Raw genomic sequence first — 16,584 nt, forward strand, 5'->3', positions numbered from 1 at the left:
CGGTAAACAACTGTGGGAGGGGGCTTGCTCCCGATAGCGATGGATCAGTCAACACCGGTATGACTGATCCACCACTATCGGGGGCAAGCCCCCTTTTTCATTGTGAGCGCCATCGACTTGGGATCAGTGGTGCTTGAGTAGTCGGGTCTCCAGGTGATCCAGGTGCCGGGTCATCAAGTTCACCGCAATGCCAGAGGCCCGTTGCTCGATGGCATCGACAATCGCCACATGCTCCTGCCACGCACAATAGCTGCTGGCTTGCGCCTCGTACTGGGCAATGATCAGCGACGTCAACGGCACCAGGCTGTTGAGAAACTGCGCCAACGGCGCATTCCCCGCCATCGCCGCCAATTGCAGATGAAACTCCCCCGACAAGCGAATCGCCGGCCCACGCTGGTCGCGTTCAATACAATCACGCTCGCGGGCAATCAACTCGCGCAACTGGCGGATCTGCATCGGTGTGGCCTGGGCGCAGGCCAGTTGTACCACCGTGATCTCCGTCAACCGCCGCGCTTCCAGAATCTGCCGCGTCTGCTGGGCATCCGGTGCGGCTACCTGGGCGCGCTGGTTGGGGCGCAGGATGATCACGTGCTGGTGCGACAACTTGGCCAACACCCGGCGAATCACGCTGCGGCTCACTCCGAAGGTTTGGCCCAGGCTTTCCTCGGTCAACCGGGTGGACGGGGCGATGCGCTGTTCGAGAATGGCGTCGAACAGCCGTGGGTAGATGTCATTCACCGAGGGCTTTTTACCGGCCACCAGGCACATGGCGGGCAGGCCGGTGATGGGCAGGTCGCGTGGCAAGGCGTGGGCGGTCATGGCCGGTCTCCAAAAATCAACTGCCCAGATGGTCGTCCGGGATGGTCAAGCGAATGCCCATGCGCAGGCCTTCCTGGAGGATGTGCTTGCGCATTTCGGCACTGGCCAGGGCGCTGTTCTTGTTGCGGATGGCGCGCACCACGGCATCGTTTTCCTGCAGGCGTTCCGCCAGGTGTTCCGGGGAGTTGCGCAGCACCTGTGCGCTCTGCTTGAGAGCGTTGCTGGTTTGTTGCACCACGTTCTGGAAGATCGGGTTGGAGGTGAGGGCGAACAGTTCTTCGTGGAAGGCAATGTAGGCATTCATCCCGGCTTCGGCGTCGCCAGCGTCGAGGGCTTCGCGCATGTCCATCAGGGTCAGGCGCAGTTGGCCAACCTCTTTGCTGCTGATGGATTGGGCCACCAGGCCGACAATAAACGGTTCGAGGGTGTAGCGCAGTTGCAGGATATCTTCGAGGCTGGCGTCGGCCACGGCGTCGCTCGATTGCGCCTCGTTGACGTGGGTTTCGAGCACCACCACGCCTTTGCCGGGCATCGAGCGCACCAGGCCGAGGGTTTCCAGCACGATCACGGCTTCACGCAGGCTGGGGCGGCTGATGCCCAGCTGTTCGGCCAGTTCACGCTGACCGGGCAGCATTTCACCGCGCCGCCACTGGCCCCGCGCCAGGGAGGCGCGGAGTTTTTCTACGACTGAATTGACGACGGTTGAGGGGGTGACCACGTCGATTGCTCCTTGATGTTGCGAATACAATTGCCACAAAGGCGACGATTGAGTGTGGGAGAGAGCAAGCTCCTTCCCACTGGTGATCTGTGTCGCTCATGCCAATGGGTCAGAACTCCTGGTGCGCGGGCACTACCGGCTTTTTAGCCTGGAACGCATAACCCTGCTGGCCGGCGAGTACCTTGTTGGCGCGCTGGATATCGATGTCTTTTTCCCAGCGCGCAATGGCCACGGTGGCGACGCAGTTGCCGATCAGGTTGGTCAATGCACGGCCGATGCCCATGAACCAATCCACCGCCAATACCAGCACCAGGCCGACCACCGGAATCGCCGGGATGGCCGTGAGTGTCGCCGCCAGAATCACCAGCGCTGACCCCGGAATGCCATGGGCGCCCTTGGAGGTGATCAACGATACCAGCAGGATGGTCAGCAAGTCGGTCATCGACAGCGGTGTGCCGGTAGCGTTGGCGATAAACACGATGGCCAGGGTCAGATAGATCGAGAAACCGTCGAGGTTGAACGAATAGCCTGTCGGAATCACCAGGCCCACGGTGGAACTGCCGATGCCCAAGTGTTCCAGTTTACGCATGATCTGTGGCAGCACCGCGTCGGACGAGGCGGTGCCCATCACGATCAGCAGCTCTTCGCGCAGGTACTTGAGCAGCGGCAGCATGCGCAGGCCGGACAGGCGCATCACCAGGCCGAGGATCACCCCGACAAACATAAAGCAGGTCAGGTAGAACAGGCCTACCAGGCTGCCCAGGTGCTGCAGTGAGTCCAGGCCGTAGGTGCTGGTGGTAAAGGCGATCGCGCCGAACACGCCGATCGGCGCCAGGCGCACGATCATGCCCATGATGCGGAAGATCACGTGACTCAGCTCGTTGATCAGCCGCGAAATGCCCGACGCCGCTTCACCCACCAGGTTCAAGGCGCTGCCGAACAGCACCGAGAACAGCAGCACTTGCAGCACGTTGTTGTCGGCAAATGCACCGATCACCGAGTTGGGGATCAGGTCCATCAGGAACTGGCTGGTGCCCTTGATGTGTTGGCCCTTGTCGGCCAGTTCATGCAAGCCGGCGGAGGACAATTGCTCCAGGTGGATATTCGCACCGCTGCCGATGCCGGTGCTGAAGGCCATGAGCAGGCCGATCACCAGGGCGACGGTGGTCAGCACTTCGAAATAGATCACCGACTTGAGGCCGATGCGCCCGACCTTTTTCAAGTCGCCGGCGCCGGAGATACCGCTGACCACCACGCAGAACACGATCAGGCCAATCAACATCTTGATCAGTTTGATGAAACCGTCACCCAGGGGTTTGAGTTGCGAGGAGAATTCGGGAAGGGCCAGGCCGCAGAGGATGCCGAGCATCAGACCGATCACGACTTGCAGGAAAATCGAACGCGAGCACCATCTGAACATGGGAGGGATCTCTATTCGGTGCCCTGGTGGGTCCAGGGCTTAATTGTTGTGGTCATACCGGTAAGTCCAGTGCGTGGCCAGTCTACGCTGGGTTTTTTCCAGGTCACAAGTGATTTTCGCGGCTTGTCCGGTTGCGGTCTGACCAGTTGCTCTGCGAGGGCGGTGCTTGAGCGGTTGACGGGGCGCAAATTTTTTCGCTTATCATCCGCCGCTGAGTACGCGAGGTGACGGATGGACAAACCAGGACTGAGCACCAACGACGCAGGGCTGACCCATTGCAGTTGGCGTACCGCTGCGCCGGAATATCCGCACTACCACGACCATGAATGGGGCGTGCCGGTGGCGGATGACATTCAGTTGTACGAGAAGATTTGCCTGGAGGGGTTTCAGGCGGGGATGGCGTGGATCACCATCCTGCGCAAGCGCGAGCATTTTCGGCGGGCGTTCGACGGTTTTGATTTCCGCCGTGTGGCGCAGTACGGCGAAGCGGATATCGAACGCCTGATGGCTGACCCTGGCATTGTGCGCAACCGCGCGAAGATCGTCTCGACCCTCAACAATGCGCGCAGGGCGTGCGAGTTGGTGGCGGAAAGCGGTTCGTTGGCGAAATGGCTATGGTCGTTTGAACCGACGCCTGACGAACGCCCGGCGCGGGTGGATCTGGCGTATTGGCGCGCCAACCCGACGTCACCGGCTTCGGTGCGCTTGTCGAAGGCCTTGAAGAAACGCGGGTGGACCTACGTGGGGCCGACCACGATGTATGCGTTGATGCAGGCGACGGGGATGGTCAATGACCATCTTGAAGGTTGCGCCTGCCGCGAGCCGATCGAAGCACTGCGCCGTCGATTCAATCGCCCTTGAGTCTCGCAGCGGTGCTATTCGTGCGCCAGAGGGGTGAGCACCTCAGCCTTGTCATCCAGCACCATCACCACCAGCAGTTTCGCCGGTCGGGTCTGGCTGGCATTGCTCGACTCGAAGTGCCGCGAGCCCGCCGGCTCGTAGAATGACTGGCCGGCCGTGTAGGTGATCGCCGGTTCATCGTTGACCCGCGACGTGATGGCGCCCTCCAGCACGTAAGCCACGGCAGTGCCGGTATGGCTGTGGGGCACGGTGGCCTGGCCCGCGGCGTAATCGACGCTCAGCATGATGGTTTTCTTGCCGGGCACGTTGCTCAGGGCGTGCTCTTGCAGAACCTTGATCGACTCCTGGTTGTACACCGGTTCATGGGCGAAGGCACTGAACGAGGCCAGTATCAGGGCGGTTGCGAGTGAGCGTTTCATGGCGAGTTTCCGAGTCGTTCGAGAGGTCTTCACCCTACGCCGCGTGCTCCCGCCGACCAATGACCAATCCAGCCGAAAAACCTCTAGCCAATCTGCTGGAGAATGTCGCGCACCTTGTCCAGGGCCGGGTCGATGTCCAGGGTTTCGATCGCGCCGAAACCGATGATCAGGCCCGGGCGTACCGGCGTGTCGTGAAAAAACACGTCGAGCGGGTACAGGCCCACGTCGACCTGGCGTGCCAGCTGCATCAACAACGCAATATTCACCGGCACCTTGCACAGGGCCGCCATATGAAAGCCGGCCACGGTGGGCACCGCTTCGAACCACGGCGCCAGGTCGCCCGCCAGGCGCTGCAGGATGCGCTCGCGGCGCCCGGCATACACGCTGTGGCAGCGGCGAATATGCTTGAGCAGATAGCCTTCGCTGATGAACTTGGCTAACGCCCATTGCGGCAAGGTGGAGCTGTGTTGATCGGTCAATTGCTTGGCCTTGAGCACCGCGCCATAAAGGGCTGGCGGCAGTACCGCATAGCCCAGGCGCAACTCCGGCAGCAGGGTTTTGGAGAAGGTGCCGACGTAAGTCACCACGCCTCGGGTGTCCATGTTTTGCAGGGAGTCGGTGGGACGGCCTTCGTAACGGAATTCGCTGTCGTAGTCGTCTTCGATAACCATCGCCCCCAGCTCGAACGCACGGGCCAGCAGGGCTTCACGGCGTGCCTGGCTCATGGGCATGCCGAGGGGGAACTGGTGGGACGGTGTCACATAGATCAGCCGCGCACCGTCGGGGATCCGCTCGACCTGAATGCCCTGATCGTCGACGGGCACCCCGATGACGTTTGCCCCCATCGCCATGAACAACTGGCGCGCCGGGGTGTAGCCGGGGTCTTCCATGGCGACGATGCTGCCCGGCTCCAGCACGACGCGGGCGATCAGGTCGAGAGCCTGCTGCGCGCCGTTGGTGACCACGATGTCGTCGGCGCTGCATTTGACCCCACGGGAAAACGCAATGTGCCCGGCGATGGCGCTGCGCAACGCCAGCAGGCCTTCGGTCTGGCTGTAGAGGCCACTGTTCTGGGCAATACGGCGCAGGGCGTCCTGGGTGCAGCGTCGCCATTCGTCCTGGGGGAATTGGTGGCGGCTGGTGGCGCCGCCGAGGAACTCGTAGCGCAGGGCACTGTCGCGCGTGGGGTGATGCATGGGCGAGGGCAGTGCCTGCCACTTCGCCAGGTTGGCGGCGCAGGCCAGGTCGGTGGCGGTTTGCAGGCGTTCGGTCGGCGGAGTGCGGCTGTTGACGAAGGTGCCGCGTCCGATCTTGCCCACCAGCAGGCCTTCGTAGGTCAGGGTGGCGTAGGTGTCGGACACGGTCTTGCGTGACACGCCCAGTTGCGCGGCCAGCAGGCGGCTGGGCGGCAATTGCGCCCCGGCGGCCAGGCGGCCGGAGTCGATGGCTTCGCGCAGTTGCTGGTAAAGCTGTTCGGCCAGGTCCTTGCGGCCGTTGATGATCACGTGCAGTTCCATGTTTTTCCTGAGGGGCTGAGTCGGTCCAAGACTACTCGCTGGCGACGTTTGCTCCAAAGGGGCTGTATGACAACGCGAAAAAAAAGTGGGAGCGGGCCTGCTCCCACCTGGGAATTGTGCTGCTTATGTGGTCAGGACAGGAAACCACCGTCCACGTTCAGCGACACCCCGGTGGTGTAGCTGGATGCATCGCTGGCCAGGTACAGCACCGCGCCGGCCATCTCGCTCGGGTCCGCTACGCGCTTGAGCGGGATCTGCGCCAGGGCCATTTTCAGGATCGCGTCGTTCTTCACCAGCGCCGAGGCGAACTTGGTGTCGGTCAGGCCCGGCAGCAGGGCGTTGCAGCGGATGCCGAATTCGGCGCATTCCTTGGCGAACACCTTGGTCATGTTGATCACCGCGGCCTTGGTCACCGAGTAGATGCCCTGGAACACGCCCGGCGAGATGCCGTTGATCGAGGCCACGTTGATGATGCTGCCGCCGCCGTTTTCGCGCATCAGCTTGCCGGCTTCCACCGACATGAAGAAGTAGCCGCGAATATTCACATCCACGGTTTTCTGGAAGGCGCCCAGGTCGGTGTCCAGCACGTTGCAGAATTGCGGGTTGGTTGCGGCGTTGTTGACCAGTATGTCCAGGCGGCCGAACTGCTCGCGGATGCCGGCGAAGACCTGGCTGATCTGCTCCATTTCACCGATATGGCAGGCAACTGCAGTGGCCTTGCCGCCGTCGGCGATGATCGCATCCGCTACGTGCTGGCAGCCTTCCAGCTTACGGCTGGACACGATCACGTGGGCGCCTTGCTGGGCCAGCAACTTGGCGATGGCCTCACCGATGCCACGGCTGGCGCCGGAGACAAAAGCGATCTTGCCGTCGAGGTCGAACAGGTTGGTCTTGGACATGGGGGTTCCTTGTGGGTCTTGGCTCGGTCGATCAGAGGGCGGATTTGCCGATGACATTCAGGCTCATCTGCTCCAGCAGCTTGTTCATCTGAATGAACTGCGCAAAGCGTTTGTCCTGGGTCTGTCCATGGAAAAAACGGTAGTAGATCTGCTGCACGATGCCGGCCAGGCGGAACAGGCCGTAGGTGTAGTAGAAGTCGAAATTGTCGATCTCAAGGCCGGCGCGCTCGGCGTAATAGTCGACGAACTGGCGACGCGTGAGCATGCCCGGCGCGTTGCTCGGCTGGCGGCGCATCAGTTGCACGGGCGCCGGGTCGGCGGCTTCGATCCAGTAGGCGAGGGTGTTGCCCAGGTCCATCAGCGGGTCGCCGAGGGTGGTCAACTCCCAGTCCAGCACGCCGATGATCTGCATCGGGTTGTGCGGGTCGAGGATCACGTTGTCGAAGCGGTAGTCGTTATGCACGATGCTGGAAGTGGGATGGTCGGCCGGCATCTTGTCGTTGAGCCAGGCGCGCACGGCCTCCCAGCGAGGTGCGTCGGGGGTCAGGGCTTTTTCGTAGCGGTCGCTCCAGCCGCGGATCTGGCGTTCCACGTACCCCTCGGGCTTGCCCAGGTCGGCCAGGCCGCAGGCGTTGTAGTCCACTTGGTGCAGTTCGACGAACTTGTCGATAAAGCTTTTGCACAGCGCTTCGGTCCTGCTCGCGTCCAGGCCCAGTTCGGCCGGCAGGTCGGAGCGCAGGATGATGCCGTTGACGCGCTCCATCACATAGAACTCGGCGCCGATCACCGATTCATCGGTGCAATGCACGTAGGCCTTGGGGCAGTAGGGAAAGCCGTCTTTCAGCTGATTGAGAATGCGGAACTCGCGACCCATGTCATGGGCCGATTTGGCCTTGTGCCCGAACGGCGGGCGGCGCAGCACGAATTCCTGGCCCGGGTATTCCAGCAGGTAGGTCAGGTTGGACGCGCCGCCGGGGAACTGGCTGATCTTGAGCGTGCCGCTCAGGCCCGGGATATGGGCCTTGAGGTAGGGATCGATCAGGCTGGCATCAAGTTCTTCGCCTGGGCGGATCTGGGTCGATTGGTCGTTCAGCGCCATGCTTATCCCTTCTGCTTATTCTAAAGGCCTCGGACTATTGGCTAATCTAATGCGCCCAGCCGCCCGGCCACAAGGTCGGGGCGGCTTAATAGGTTCGCGTGTTGGATGATGATCAGCGTGCCTGATCGGTCATTTTTCGGGCGGGGGCAAGGCGACTGGCGTCAGCACCGGCCGGCCGGCGAAGTACTCCAGCAGGTTGTCGGCCACCCGCTGCACCGTATCGTGCGCGGCTTCCGGCGACAGCCCGGCCACATGGGAGGTCAGCACGGTATTGCTCAGGCGCTTGAGGGCATCGGGCACCTTGGGCTCGTCGTCGAACACATCCAGTGCCGCGCCGCCGATACGCCGCTGTTCCAGGGCGGCGACCAGGTCGGCGGTCACCACCACGCTGCCACGGCCGATATTCACCAGGTAGCCGTTCGGCCCCAATGCATCCAGGGCATGCCGATCGATCAAGTGGCGCGTGCCCGGGCCGCCGGGCGTGGCCAGGATCAGGAAGTCCGAGCTGTGTGCCAGCTCCACGGCGGTCGAGCAATAGATGTAGTCCACGTCATCGCGCGGCTGGCGGTTGTGGTAACTCACCTGCATGCCGAACCCGAGGGCGGCGCGCTTGGCGATCTCCAGGCCCACCGCGCCGAGGCCGAGAATCCCCAGTTGCTTGCCGCCCAGGGAAGGGCGCATCACTTTGGGCCACTCGCCGTGGCGCACTGCCGCGTCCGTTTGCGGAATGCCGCGCACCAATGACAGCAGCAAGGCCATGGCGTGGTCCGCCACCGAAGGCGCGTTCACCCCGGCGCCGTTGGTCACCACGATCCCGCGGTTGCTTGCCGCCTGCAGGTCGACATGCTCATAGCCGGCACCGATCACGCAGATGATCTCCAGCAACGGCAGCGCGGCGATTTCTTCGGCATACAGGCCCAGCGGGCCACGCGTCAGTACGGCCTTGATCTGCCCGCCGTGGGCCTTGATGGCCTGGGCGCGTTCGGCGGGCGTCGGTGCCAGGATCACATGAAAGTCATTGCTTTCGATGATGGGCAGGTATTCGTTGATGGTTTCGACCAGGACCAGAACAGTGGTTGTCATCGGACGGCTCTTCCTGAAGGTTTTGAGAGCAAGAGTATGCGGGATTTGTCAGCAAAATCGCTTTGCCGTGGCAGAAAAATCGTCGTAGGGCCGAGCTTGCAGGTGTTGGGGGCGACGCGTGCCCCCTACGGTATTTGCGTTGTCAGAAACTGATCGCGGCGGCGCTCACGCGTTGCACAAACGCCCCGGCCAACGTGGCATTGTGATGTTCGATGATCGCCGCCGCCGACAGCGTCGCAGTGTCCATGCAGGTGTGGCCGTCTTCGGGCAGTATCACCGAGAACCCCAGTTCGACTGCGACGCGGCAAGTGGTATCGATGCAGAACTGGGTTTTCATCCCGACAATCACCAGCTCATTGAGCTGCATCGCGCGCAGTCGCTGCGCCAGATCGGTGCCGAGGAAACAACTGGGCCGGGTTTTGTTGAAGAACTGGTCACGCGCCTCATCGACATCCAGCTCATGCCACACCTGCCAATACGGGCTGCCCGCGGCAATCGCGGAGCCCGCCGGGCCCGTGTGGCGGGCGACGAAGATCGGTGCGCCGGCGTGGCGCGCGCGCCCGATCAGTTGGTTGATGGTCTGCAGCACCCGTTCGCGTTCGAAGGGGTGCTCCGGGCCAGCGTACAGGCCGGTTTGCATATCGATGATCAGCAGGGCGTCAGCCATGGTGTTGCTCCTTTCGCGTGCCGGATGGCGGCGCAATAAAAAGGCCCCGTCCATTGCTGGCGGGGCCTTGGGTTGAATCCGTGAGGTGTCTAGTTCAAGCACCCACAGCAACCGCACGACCCGCCAGAAGCGGTCGTGGTGGTGGTGCGGGTGAGGTGCTGCTGAAAAAGGTTCATGACCGATCATGCTGGGGCATAAGTTTGGCTGTCAAGCGTCGCAGGCAACTTCTTATAAGGCGCGACGATATTTCGGGCATCCACAAGGGACTCGCCTGACACGCGACTACCCAGGGGGCTCTTCACGCCAAACGCGCAAAAAATAGCCGACAACCTCGTCCTTGAGCCTCTGCACCGCTTAACCATTCCTCAGCTAAGCCTTTGCTTATTTAAAAGAATCCCGGACAATCGCGCCCCTGTTATAGCCGGGGCGCTGCCTGTCAGGTTTTTCTGACTCGTGCCGGCTGTGGAAATGCGGAGATCCGACTGGATGAATGATCAGGCCAATAGCGTCGACGAACGCTATGTCACGACACCTGTAATCCTTACAAGCTGGAGTCGTCAGGACACCACCTGGATGCTTGGCTTGTTTGGCACGGCGATTGGTGCCGGCACTTTGTTTCTACCTATCAACGCTGGCCTCGGCGGCTTCTGGCCGCTGGTGATCCTGGCGCTGCTGGCCTTCCCGATGACGTTCTTTGCCCACCGTGGCCTGACGCGTTTCGTGCTGTCCGGCCGTGAAGGTTCCGACATCACCGACGTGGTCGAAGAGCACTTCGGCGTCAAGGCCGGCGCGCTGATCACCTTGCTGTACTTCCTGGCGATTTTCCCGATCCTGCTGATCTACAGCGTGGCGCTGACCAATACCGTCGGCAGCTTCATGGAGCACCAGTTGCACATCATGCCGCCGCCACGGGCGATCCTCGCGTTTGTGCTGATCCTCGGCCTGCTGGCCGTGGTGCGTTGCGGTGAGCAGGCGATCGTCAAGGCCATGAGCCTGATGGTGTACCCGTTCATCGTCGCCTTGCTGTTCCTGGCGGTGTACCTGATCCCGCACTGGAACGGTGGCATCCTCAGCACCGCCAACGTGGTGCCGGCACCTTCGGCGTTGCTCAACACCTTGTGGCTGGCGATTCCGGTGATGGTGTTCTCGTTCAACCATTCGCCGATCATCTCGGCCTTTGCGGTGGACCAGAAGCGCCAGTACGGCGCGCATGCCGATGAGCGCAGTTCGCAGATCCTGTCGCGCGCGCACCTGTTGATGGTGGCGATGGTGCTGTTCTTCGTGTTCAGTTGCGTGCTGACCCTGTCGCCGGCGCAACTGGCTGAAGCGAAAGCACAGAACCTGTCGATCCTGTCGTACCTGGCCAACCACTTCGACAACCGGACCATCGCCTTCGCCGCGCCGCTGATTGCGTTCGTGGCGATTGCCAAGTCGTTCCTGGGCCATTACATCGGCGCCAGTGAAGGCCTCAAGGGCCTGGTCGCGAAAACCGGCCGGCGTCCGGCACCGAAGACCCTGGACCGCATGACCGCCGCCTTCATGTTGGTGGTGTGCTGGATCGTCGCCACGCTCAATCCGAGCATCCTTCGCATGATCGAGACATTGGGCGGGCCGATCATTGCGTCGATCCTGTTCCTGATGCCGATGTACGCGATCCGCAAGGTGCCGGCGATGGCCAAGTACCGCGGGCAGGCGTCCAACGTGTTTGTCACGGCGGTCGGCCTGGTGGCGATTACTGCGCTGATTTACTCGCTGCTCTCCTGACCGCACGCTGCACCGAACAGGGCCGATTCGCACGCGTGGCGAGTCGGCCTTTTTTTCGCTCGGAAAACCTGACACGGCGCAACCGCCGCACGGCAATGGGCGCTAAGCTGGAACACATTTTTAGCCAGGATGGATGGGGCCGATTGAACACTGAAACCGATACGCCCGTTGTCGCTGCGTCGAAGCGAACCCAGGACATAATTGCCGGCTTATCGATTGCCGGTTTGCTGTTGCCGGAGGCGGTGGCCTATTCCAGCATTGCCGCGCTCCCGCCCCAGGCCGGTGTGATTGCCTTGTTTGCCGGGCTGGTGTGCTACGGCCTGTTCGGCACCAGCCGTTTCGCGATCGTCTCGGCGACTTCGTCGTCGGCAGCGGTGTTGGCGGCGGCAACGGCCAGCCTGGCGGGGGATGACCCGGCGCTGAGGCTGTCCCTGGCCTTCGGGCTGGTGCTGATCATTGGCGTGTTTTTTCTGCTGGCCGGGCTGTTCAAGCTCGGTGGCGTCACTTCGTTTATTGCCAAGCCAGTGTTGCGTGGGTTTGCCTTCGGCCTGGCGCTGACCATCATCCTCAAGCAACTGGCCAGTGTGGTGGGCGTCCACCTGACCGATAACAACCTGATCCGCTTCCTGCCGCAGTTGCTGGAGCAGCTGCCGCACTGGAACTGGCCCGCCGCGCTGGTGGCTGCGGTGGCCTTGCTGGTGTTGTGGTTATGCGCCCGCGTTCCGCGCCTGCCCGGCGGGCTGGTGGTGATCGTGCTCGGCGTTATTGCCGGCCAGGGCCTGAACCTGCAGGCCCACGGCGTCGCGCTGATCGGCCTGATCGACCTGCGCCTGGAGCTGGGGCATTTGCCGGTACTGCCGTTTGCCGATTGGCTGCGCCTGGGTGAGTTGGCGTTTGCGTTGGTCATGATTTTGTACGCAGAGTCCTACGGGTCCATCAGTTCGTTCGCTCTCAAGCACGGCGACCGGGTGTCGTCCAACCGCGACTTGCTGGCGCTGGGCGCGGCCAACCTGGTGTCTGGGTTGTTCCACGGCATGCCGACGGGCGCCGGGTATTCGGCGACCTCGGCGAATGAGGCGGCTGGCGCCTATTCGCGTTTGGCGGGGATCGTCGCGGCGCTGGTGATCCTGGTGATTGTGTTGACGGTGCTGCCGTATGTTGCGCTCACGCCGGAGCCGGTGTTGGCGGCGGTGGTCATCTATGCCCTGGGCCGGGGTTTGAGCCTGCAGCCCCTGGGGCGTTACTTCCTGTGGCGACGCGACCGTTTGCTGGTGGTGTGTGCGGTGGCGGCGGTGCTGGTGCTCGGCGTGCTGGATGGCTTGTTGTTGTCGGTCGGGATCAGCGTGGTGTTGATGTTGCGCCAGATGTCGGCGGCGGATATCCAGGTGCTTGGGCGCCTGGGCGACACTCATGATTTCGTGGACCGTCAACACCATGCCGATGCGCTGACCGTTCCCGGCGTGTTGATCATACGGCCAAGCGAGGCGCTGTTTTTTGCGAATGCCGAGCGCATCCTCGGCGCCGCTCTGCGCCTGATGCGTCAGTCATCCGCGCAGACGGTGGTGTTGAGCCTGGAAGAATCCCCCGACCTCGACGGCACCAGCGTCGAAGCGCTGGCCGCTTTTTTTGCCCAGGTGCGCGGGGAGGGTAAGCAACTGGTGCTGGCGCGGGTGCGCCATGACGCCCATGAAGTCTTGCAGGCGCTGCCCGAGGCCCAGGCGCCCGAGGTGTTGCTCAGCGGCTTGAGCGTCGATGGTGCGGTGCAACTGGCGTTGCACAGCCATCCCCAGGCATAAAAAAACGCCGCGTATCTTGCGATACGCGGCGTCCTTTACATCAACACACCCTTAGGCTTGCAGCACCGGGATGTTGGCGTTTGCAGCGCTTTCACGGAACTCGGCGATCTGATCGAAACTCAGGTAGCGATACACATCGCTGGCCATGGTGTTGATCTTCGCGGCGTATTCCATGTACTCCTCGACGGTCGGCAGGCGACCCAGGATCGAAGCCACCGACGCCAGCTCGGCCGAAGCCAGGTAGACGTTGGCGCCATCGCCCAGACGGTTCGGGAAGTTACGGGTCGAAGTCGACACGACGGTCGAATTCGGTTCTACACGTGCCTGGTTACCCATGCACAGCGAGCAGCCCGGCATTTCCATGCGCGCGCCAGCCTTGCCGTAGATGCCGTAGTAGCCTTCTTCGGTCAGTTGGTGAGCGTCCATCTTGGTCGGCGGCGACAGCCACAGACGGGTTGGCAGCTGACCCTTGACCTGATCCAGCAGTTTACCGGCAGCGCGGAAGTGACCGATGTTGGTCATGCACGAACCAATGAACACTTCGTCGATCTTCTCGCCAGCAACGCTGGACAGCAGACGGGCGTCGTCCGGGTCGTTTGGCGCGCAGAGCACAGGCTCCTTGATGTCGGCCAGGTCGATCTCGATGATTTCGGCGTATTCCGCGTCGGCATCGGCCACCATCAGCTCCGGGTTGGCAACCCAGGCTTCCATCGCTTGGGCGCGACGTTCCAGGGTACGTGCATCGCCGTAGCCTTCGCCGATCATCCAGCGCAGCAGGGTGATGTTGGAGTTCAGGTACTCGGTGATCGACTCTTTCGACAGCTTGATGGTGCAACCGGCAGCCGAACGTTCAGCCGAGGCGTCGGACAGCTCGAAAGCTTGTTCGATGCTCAGGTTGTCCAGGCCTTCGATTTCCAGGATGCGGCCGGAGAAGGCGTTCTTCTTGCCTTTCTTCTCTACGGTCAGCAGGCCAGCCTGGATCGCGTAGTAAGGAATGGCATGAACCAGGTCACGCAGGGTGATGCCAGGTTGCATTTTGCCTTTGAAGCGCACCAGGATCGATTCCGGCATGTCCAGTGGCATCACGCCAGTGGCTGCGGCGAACGCTACCAGGCCGGAACCGGCCGGGAACGAAATGCCCATCGGGAAACGGGTGTGGGAGTCACCACCGGTGCCGACGGTGTCCGGCAGCAGCATGCGGTTCAGCCAGCTGTGGATGATGCCGTCGCCTGGGCGCAGCGACACGCCGCCACGGGTCATGATGAAGTCAGGCAGGGTGTGGTGGGTGGTCACGTCGATCGGCTTAGGATACGCCGCGGTGTGGCAGAACGACTGCATCACCAGATCGGTCGAGAAGCCCAGGCACGCCAGGTCTTTCAGTTCGTCACGGGTCATAGGACCGGTGGTGTCCTGGGAACCCACGGTGGTCATCTTAGGCTCGCAGTAGGTGCCTGGACGAACGCCAGTCACGCCGCATGCCTTGCCGACCATCTTCTGTGCCAGGGTGAAACCCTTGGTGCTTTCGGCTGGAGCTTCCGGCTTCTTGAACAGGTCGGACGGTGGCAGACCCAGTTCGGCACGCGCCTTCTCGGTCAGGCCACGGCCGATGATCAGCGGGATACGGCCGCCGGCACGGACTTCGTCCAACAGCACCGGGGTCTTCATTTCGAAGGTGGTCAGGACTTCATCGGTACCGTGCTTGCAGACTTTGCCAGCATGCGGGTACAGGTCGATCACGTCGCCCATGTTCATGTTGGTGACGTCGAATTCGATCGGCAGTGCGCCAGCATCTTCCATGGTGTTGTAGAAGATCGGAGCGATCTTGCTGCCGAAGCAGAAACCACCGGCGCGCTTGTTCGGCACGTAAGGAACGTCGTCGCCGAAGAACCACAGTACGGAGTTGGTTGCCGATTTACGCGACGAACCGGTACCGACCACGTCACCGACGTAGGCGATCGGGAAGCCTTGGCCGCGCATTTCTTCGATCTGCTTCATCGGGCCGGTCTTGCCTTGCTCGTCCGGCACGATGCCGTCGCGAGCCATTTTCAGCATGGCCAGGGCGTGCAGCGGGATGTCAGGGCGGGACCAGGCGTCCGGCGCAGGCGACAGGTCGTCGGTGTTGGTTTCGCCGGAGACCTTGAACACGCGCAGGCTGATCTTGTCGGCCAGGGTCGGACGGTTCTTGAACCACTCGCCGTCGGCCCAGGACTGGATCACGGCCTTGGCGTGTGCGTTGCCGGCCTTGGCTTTTTCAGCCACGTCGTGGAACGCATCGAACATCAGCAGGGTGTGCTTGAGTTGAGCGGCGGCAACAGGCGCCAGTTCGGCGTTGTCGAGCAGCTCGACCAGGGTCACGATGTTGTAGCCGCCTTGCATGGTGCCAAGCAGTTCAACGGCGCGTTTCTTGTCGATCAGGGGAGAAGTGGCTTCGCCCTTGGCCAGGGCAGACAGGAAACCGGCTTTGACGTAGGCAGCTTCGTCAACGCCTGGTGGAATGCGGTTGGTGATCAGGTCAACGAGGAATTCTTCTTCGCCAGCCGGGGGATTTTTCAGCAGCTCGACCAGGCCTGCGGTTTGTTCGGCATTAAGCGGCTGGGGAACAATACCCAGGGCTGCACGCTCTTCGATATGTTTGCGGTAGGCTTCAAGCACAGTTATTACCCTCATCAGTGGTCCCACGGGACGCTCATCCAGAAATGAACGGCACGCATGCGCTCGGGGGCTTTTTGGGCCGCAAAGCCAGCGCTGCCGACATTCCTCACAGAAGCTGCTTTCAAAGTTTTACGCCTGCAGAACGGAGCTGATGAGGGTTGGCGCTGGCTTGACCTGCCGGGTCATTGACCATCGCCAACACCGTTCTGAAGGAACGACTGTGCTCGTGACGCTTTGAAAACAGCTTCCAGCGGATTATTGGCGCCTTATAAGGCCGGATGATTCTACGGCAAAAAAATTCTAAACGTAAGTTGCCAAGCCAAGTTTGCTGGGTGATCAACCTTAGACAAAGGGCTAACATGGCGCCCTGTTTCGCTGATTTGCGTGTTGCCGCCCATGTCCAACCAAGCCATCAAGACCCCCTGCGTAGGCCTGTGCTCCACGGTTTACGGTGACCTCGTGTGTCGCGGCTGCAAGCGTTTCCACCACGAAGTAATCCAGTGGAACGGCTATAACGAAGAAGAAAAACGTGCGGTGTGGCTGCGGCTCGAGCAATTGTTGGTGCAGGTCATGGCCGGCAAGCTGGAGGTTTTCGACCCCAAGACCCTGCGCAGCCAGCTGGAGCAACGCAAGATCCGCTTTGTGCCGCACCAGTCCGAGTACTGCTGGGCCTACCAGTTGATCGCCCGCGGGGCACGGGTGATTTCCAACCTGGAGGCCTATGGCATGGTGCTGCTGCCGGAGTTCCGCGAGTGGAACCTGCCGCAGCTGCGCGATGCCATCGACCGTGAGTTTTTCATCCTGTCCGAGGCGCACTACCAGCGCTATTTCGCGCCGGGGTTTCTCAAGGATGTGTTGGGCGCCTGACGA

General features: G+C 61.9%; 14 protein-coding genes. 4 read left to right on the plus strand and 10 right to left on the minus strand.

The annotated features are described in order from the left end of the window. Nucleotides 1-123: 123 nt before the first annotated feature. From NR164_RS00560 to NR164_RS00570, 3 genes are all read right to left on the minus strand, one after another. Nucleotides 124-819, minus strand: a complete 696-nt coding sequence (locus NR164_RS00560) for a GntR family transcriptional regulator (RefSeq protein ID WP_017846480.1) — start codon at nucleotides 817-819, stop codon at nucleotides 124-126. A gap of 16 nt (nucleotides 820-835) precedes the next feature. Further along, nucleotides 836-1,537 carry a FadR/GntR family transcriptional regulator gene (locus NR164_RS00565; RefSeq protein WP_017846479.1) on the minus strand — a complete coding sequence of 234 codons (702 nt, stop codon included), beginning with the start codon at nucleotides 1,535-1,537 and terminating at the stop codon, nucleotides 836-838. Nucleotides 1,538-1,646: 109 nt separating this feature from the next. Beyond that, nucleotides 1,647-2,972 carry a C4-dicarboxylate transporter DctA gene (locus tag NR164_RS00570; RefSeq protein WP_173677810.1) on the minus strand — a complete coding sequence of 442 codons (1,326 nt, stop codon included), beginning with the start codon at nucleotides 2,970-2,972 and terminating at the stop codon, nucleotides 1,647-1,649. A 216-nt stretch (nucleotides 2,973-3,188) separates the two neighbouring features. Between NR164_RS00570 and NR164_RS00575 the strand changes: the two genes are divergently transcribed. Next, a complete protein-coding gene (locus NR164_RS00575; RefSeq protein WP_017846477.1) occupies nucleotides 3,189-3,818 on the plus strand; it encodes a DNA-3-methyladenine glycosylase I in 630 nt (209 codons plus the stop codon). A 14-nt stretch (nucleotides 3,819-3,832) separates the two neighbouring features. On the opposite strand, the gene NR164_RS00580 is transcribed toward NR164_RS00575, so the two are convergent. The 6 genes from NR164_RS00580 to NR164_RS00605 form a co-directional block, all read right to left on the minus strand. Beyond that, complete coding sequence (locus NR164_RS00580) at nucleotides 3,833-4,237, minus strand: cupin domain-containing protein (protein WP_017846476.1); 405 nt, start codon at nucleotides 4,235-4,237, stop codon at nucleotides 3,833-3,835. 83 nt (nucleotides 4,238-4,320) lie between these two features. After that, nucleotides 4,321-5,754 (minus strand): PLP-dependent aminotransferase family protein, encoded by a 1,434-nt coding sequence (locus NR164_RS00585; RefSeq protein ID WP_046383650.1) that lies wholly within the window; start codon nucleotides 5,752-5,754, stop codon nucleotides 4,321-4,323. Nucleotides 5,755-5,885: 131 nt separating this feature from the next. Further along, nucleotides 5,886-6,653, minus strand: a complete 768-nt coding sequence (locus tag NR164_RS00590; RefSeq protein WP_017846474.1) for an SDR family oxidoreductase — start codon at nucleotides 6,651-6,653, stop codon at nucleotides 5,886-5,888. Nucleotides 6,654-6,684: 31 nt separating this feature from the next. Beyond that, the gene (locus tag NR164_RS00595; RefSeq protein ID WP_046383649.1) at nucleotides 6,685-7,752 is read right to left on the minus strand and encodes a phosphotransferase family protein; all 1,068 of its coding nucleotides are present in this window, start codon (nucleotides 7,750-7,752) and stop codon (nucleotides 6,685-6,687) included. A 129-nt stretch (nucleotides 7,753-7,881) separates the two neighbouring features. Further along, nucleotides 7,882-8,835: a 2-hydroxyacid dehydrogenase gene (locus NR164_RS00600; RefSeq protein ID WP_046383648.1), complete on the minus strand. Its 954-nt coding sequence runs from the start codon at nucleotides 8,833-8,835 to the stop codon at nucleotides 7,882-7,884. Between the two features lie 142 nt (nucleotides 8,836-8,977). Beyond that, nucleotides 8,978-9,502: a cysteine hydrolase family protein gene (locus tag NR164_RS00605; RefSeq protein ID WP_017846471.1), complete on the minus strand. Its 525-nt coding sequence runs from the start codon at nucleotides 9,500-9,502 to the stop codon at nucleotides 8,978-8,980. Between the two features lie 486 nt (nucleotides 9,503-9,988). Between NR164_RS00605 and NR164_RS00610 the strand changes: the two genes are divergently transcribed. Beyond that, nucleotides 9,989-11,266 carry a serine/threonine transporter gene (locus NR164_RS00610; RefSeq protein ID WP_057004649.1) on the plus strand — a complete coding sequence of 426 codons (1,278 nt, stop codon included), beginning with the start codon at nucleotides 9,989-9,991 and terminating at the stop codon, nucleotides 11,264-11,266. A gap of 143 nt (nucleotides 11,267-11,409) precedes the next feature. After that, entirely contained in the window at nucleotides 11,410-13,062 is a 1,653-nt protein-coding gene (locus tag NR164_RS00615; RefSeq protein ID WP_256822072.1) for a SulP family inorganic anion transporter, read from the plus strand. Nucleotides 13,063-13,113: 51 nt separating this feature from the next. On the opposite strand, the gene acnB is transcribed toward NR164_RS00615, so the two are convergent. Then, nucleotides 13,114-15,714, minus strand: a complete 2,601-nt coding sequence (acnB, locus tag NR164_RS00620) for a bifunctional aconitate hydratase 2/2-methylisocitrate dehydratase (RefSeq protein WP_017846468.1) — start codon at nucleotides 15,712-15,714, stop codon at nucleotides 13,114-13,116. A 396-nt stretch (nucleotides 15,715-16,110) separates the two neighbouring features. On the opposite strand from acnB, the gene NR164_RS00625 reads away from it, so the two are divergent. Further along, nucleotides 16,111-16,581 (plus strand): DUF1289 domain-containing protein, encoded by a 471-nt coding sequence (locus tag NR164_RS00625; RefSeq protein WP_256822073.1) that lies wholly within the window; start codon nucleotides 16,111-16,113, stop codon nucleotides 16,579-16,581. Nucleotides 16,582-16,584 lie beyond the last annotated feature (3 nt).

It is taken from the genome of Pseudomonas sp. Pse79 (assembly GCF_024519615.1).
In the GTDB taxonomy this organism is placed as follows: Bacteria; Pseudomonadota; Gammaproteobacteria; order Pseudomonadales; family Pseudomonadaceae; genus Aquipseudomonas; species Aquipseudomonas veronii.

Bases quoted from the DNA above. Each gene is read 5' to 3' on its own strand.
- NR164_RS00595 (WP_046383649.1), bottom strand. From the start codon at position 7,752: ATGGCGCTGAACGACCAATCGACCCAGATCCGCCCAGGCGAAGAACTT.
- NR164_RS00625 (WP_256822073.1), top strand. From the start codon at position 16,111: ATGTCCAACCAAGCCATCAAGACCCCCTGCGTAGGCCTGTGCTCCACG.
- NR164_RS00575 (WP_017846477.1), top strand. From the start codon at position 3,189: ATGGACAAACCAGGACTGAGCACCAACGACGCAGGGCTGACCCATTGC.
- NR164_RS00580 (WP_017846476.1), bottom strand. From the start codon at position 4,237: ATGAAACGCTCACTCGCAACCGCCCTGATACTGGCCTCGTTCAGTGCC.
- NR164_RS00605 (WP_017846471.1), bottom strand. From the start codon at position 9,502: ATGGCTGACGCCCTGCTGATCATCGATATGCAAACCGGCCTGTACGCT.
- NR164_RS00560 (WP_017846480.1), bottom strand. From the start codon at position 819: ATGACCGCCCACGCCTTGCCACGCGACCTGCCCATCACCGGCCTGCCC.
- NR164_RS00585 (WP_046383650.1), bottom strand. From the start codon at position 5,754: ATGGAACTGCACGTGATCATCAACGGCCGCAAGGACCTGGCCGAACAG.
- NR164_RS00600 (WP_046383648.1), bottom strand. From the start codon at position 8,835: ATGACAACCACTGTTCTGGTCCTGGTCGAAACCATCAACGAATACCTG.
- NR164_RS00590 (WP_017846474.1), bottom strand. From the start codon at position 6,653: ATGTCCAAGACCAACCTGTTCGACCTCGACGGCAAGATCGCTTTTGTC.
- NR164_RS00610 (WP_057004649.1), top strand. From the start codon at position 9,989: ATGAATGATCAGGCCAATAGCGTCGACGAACGCTATGTCACGACACCT.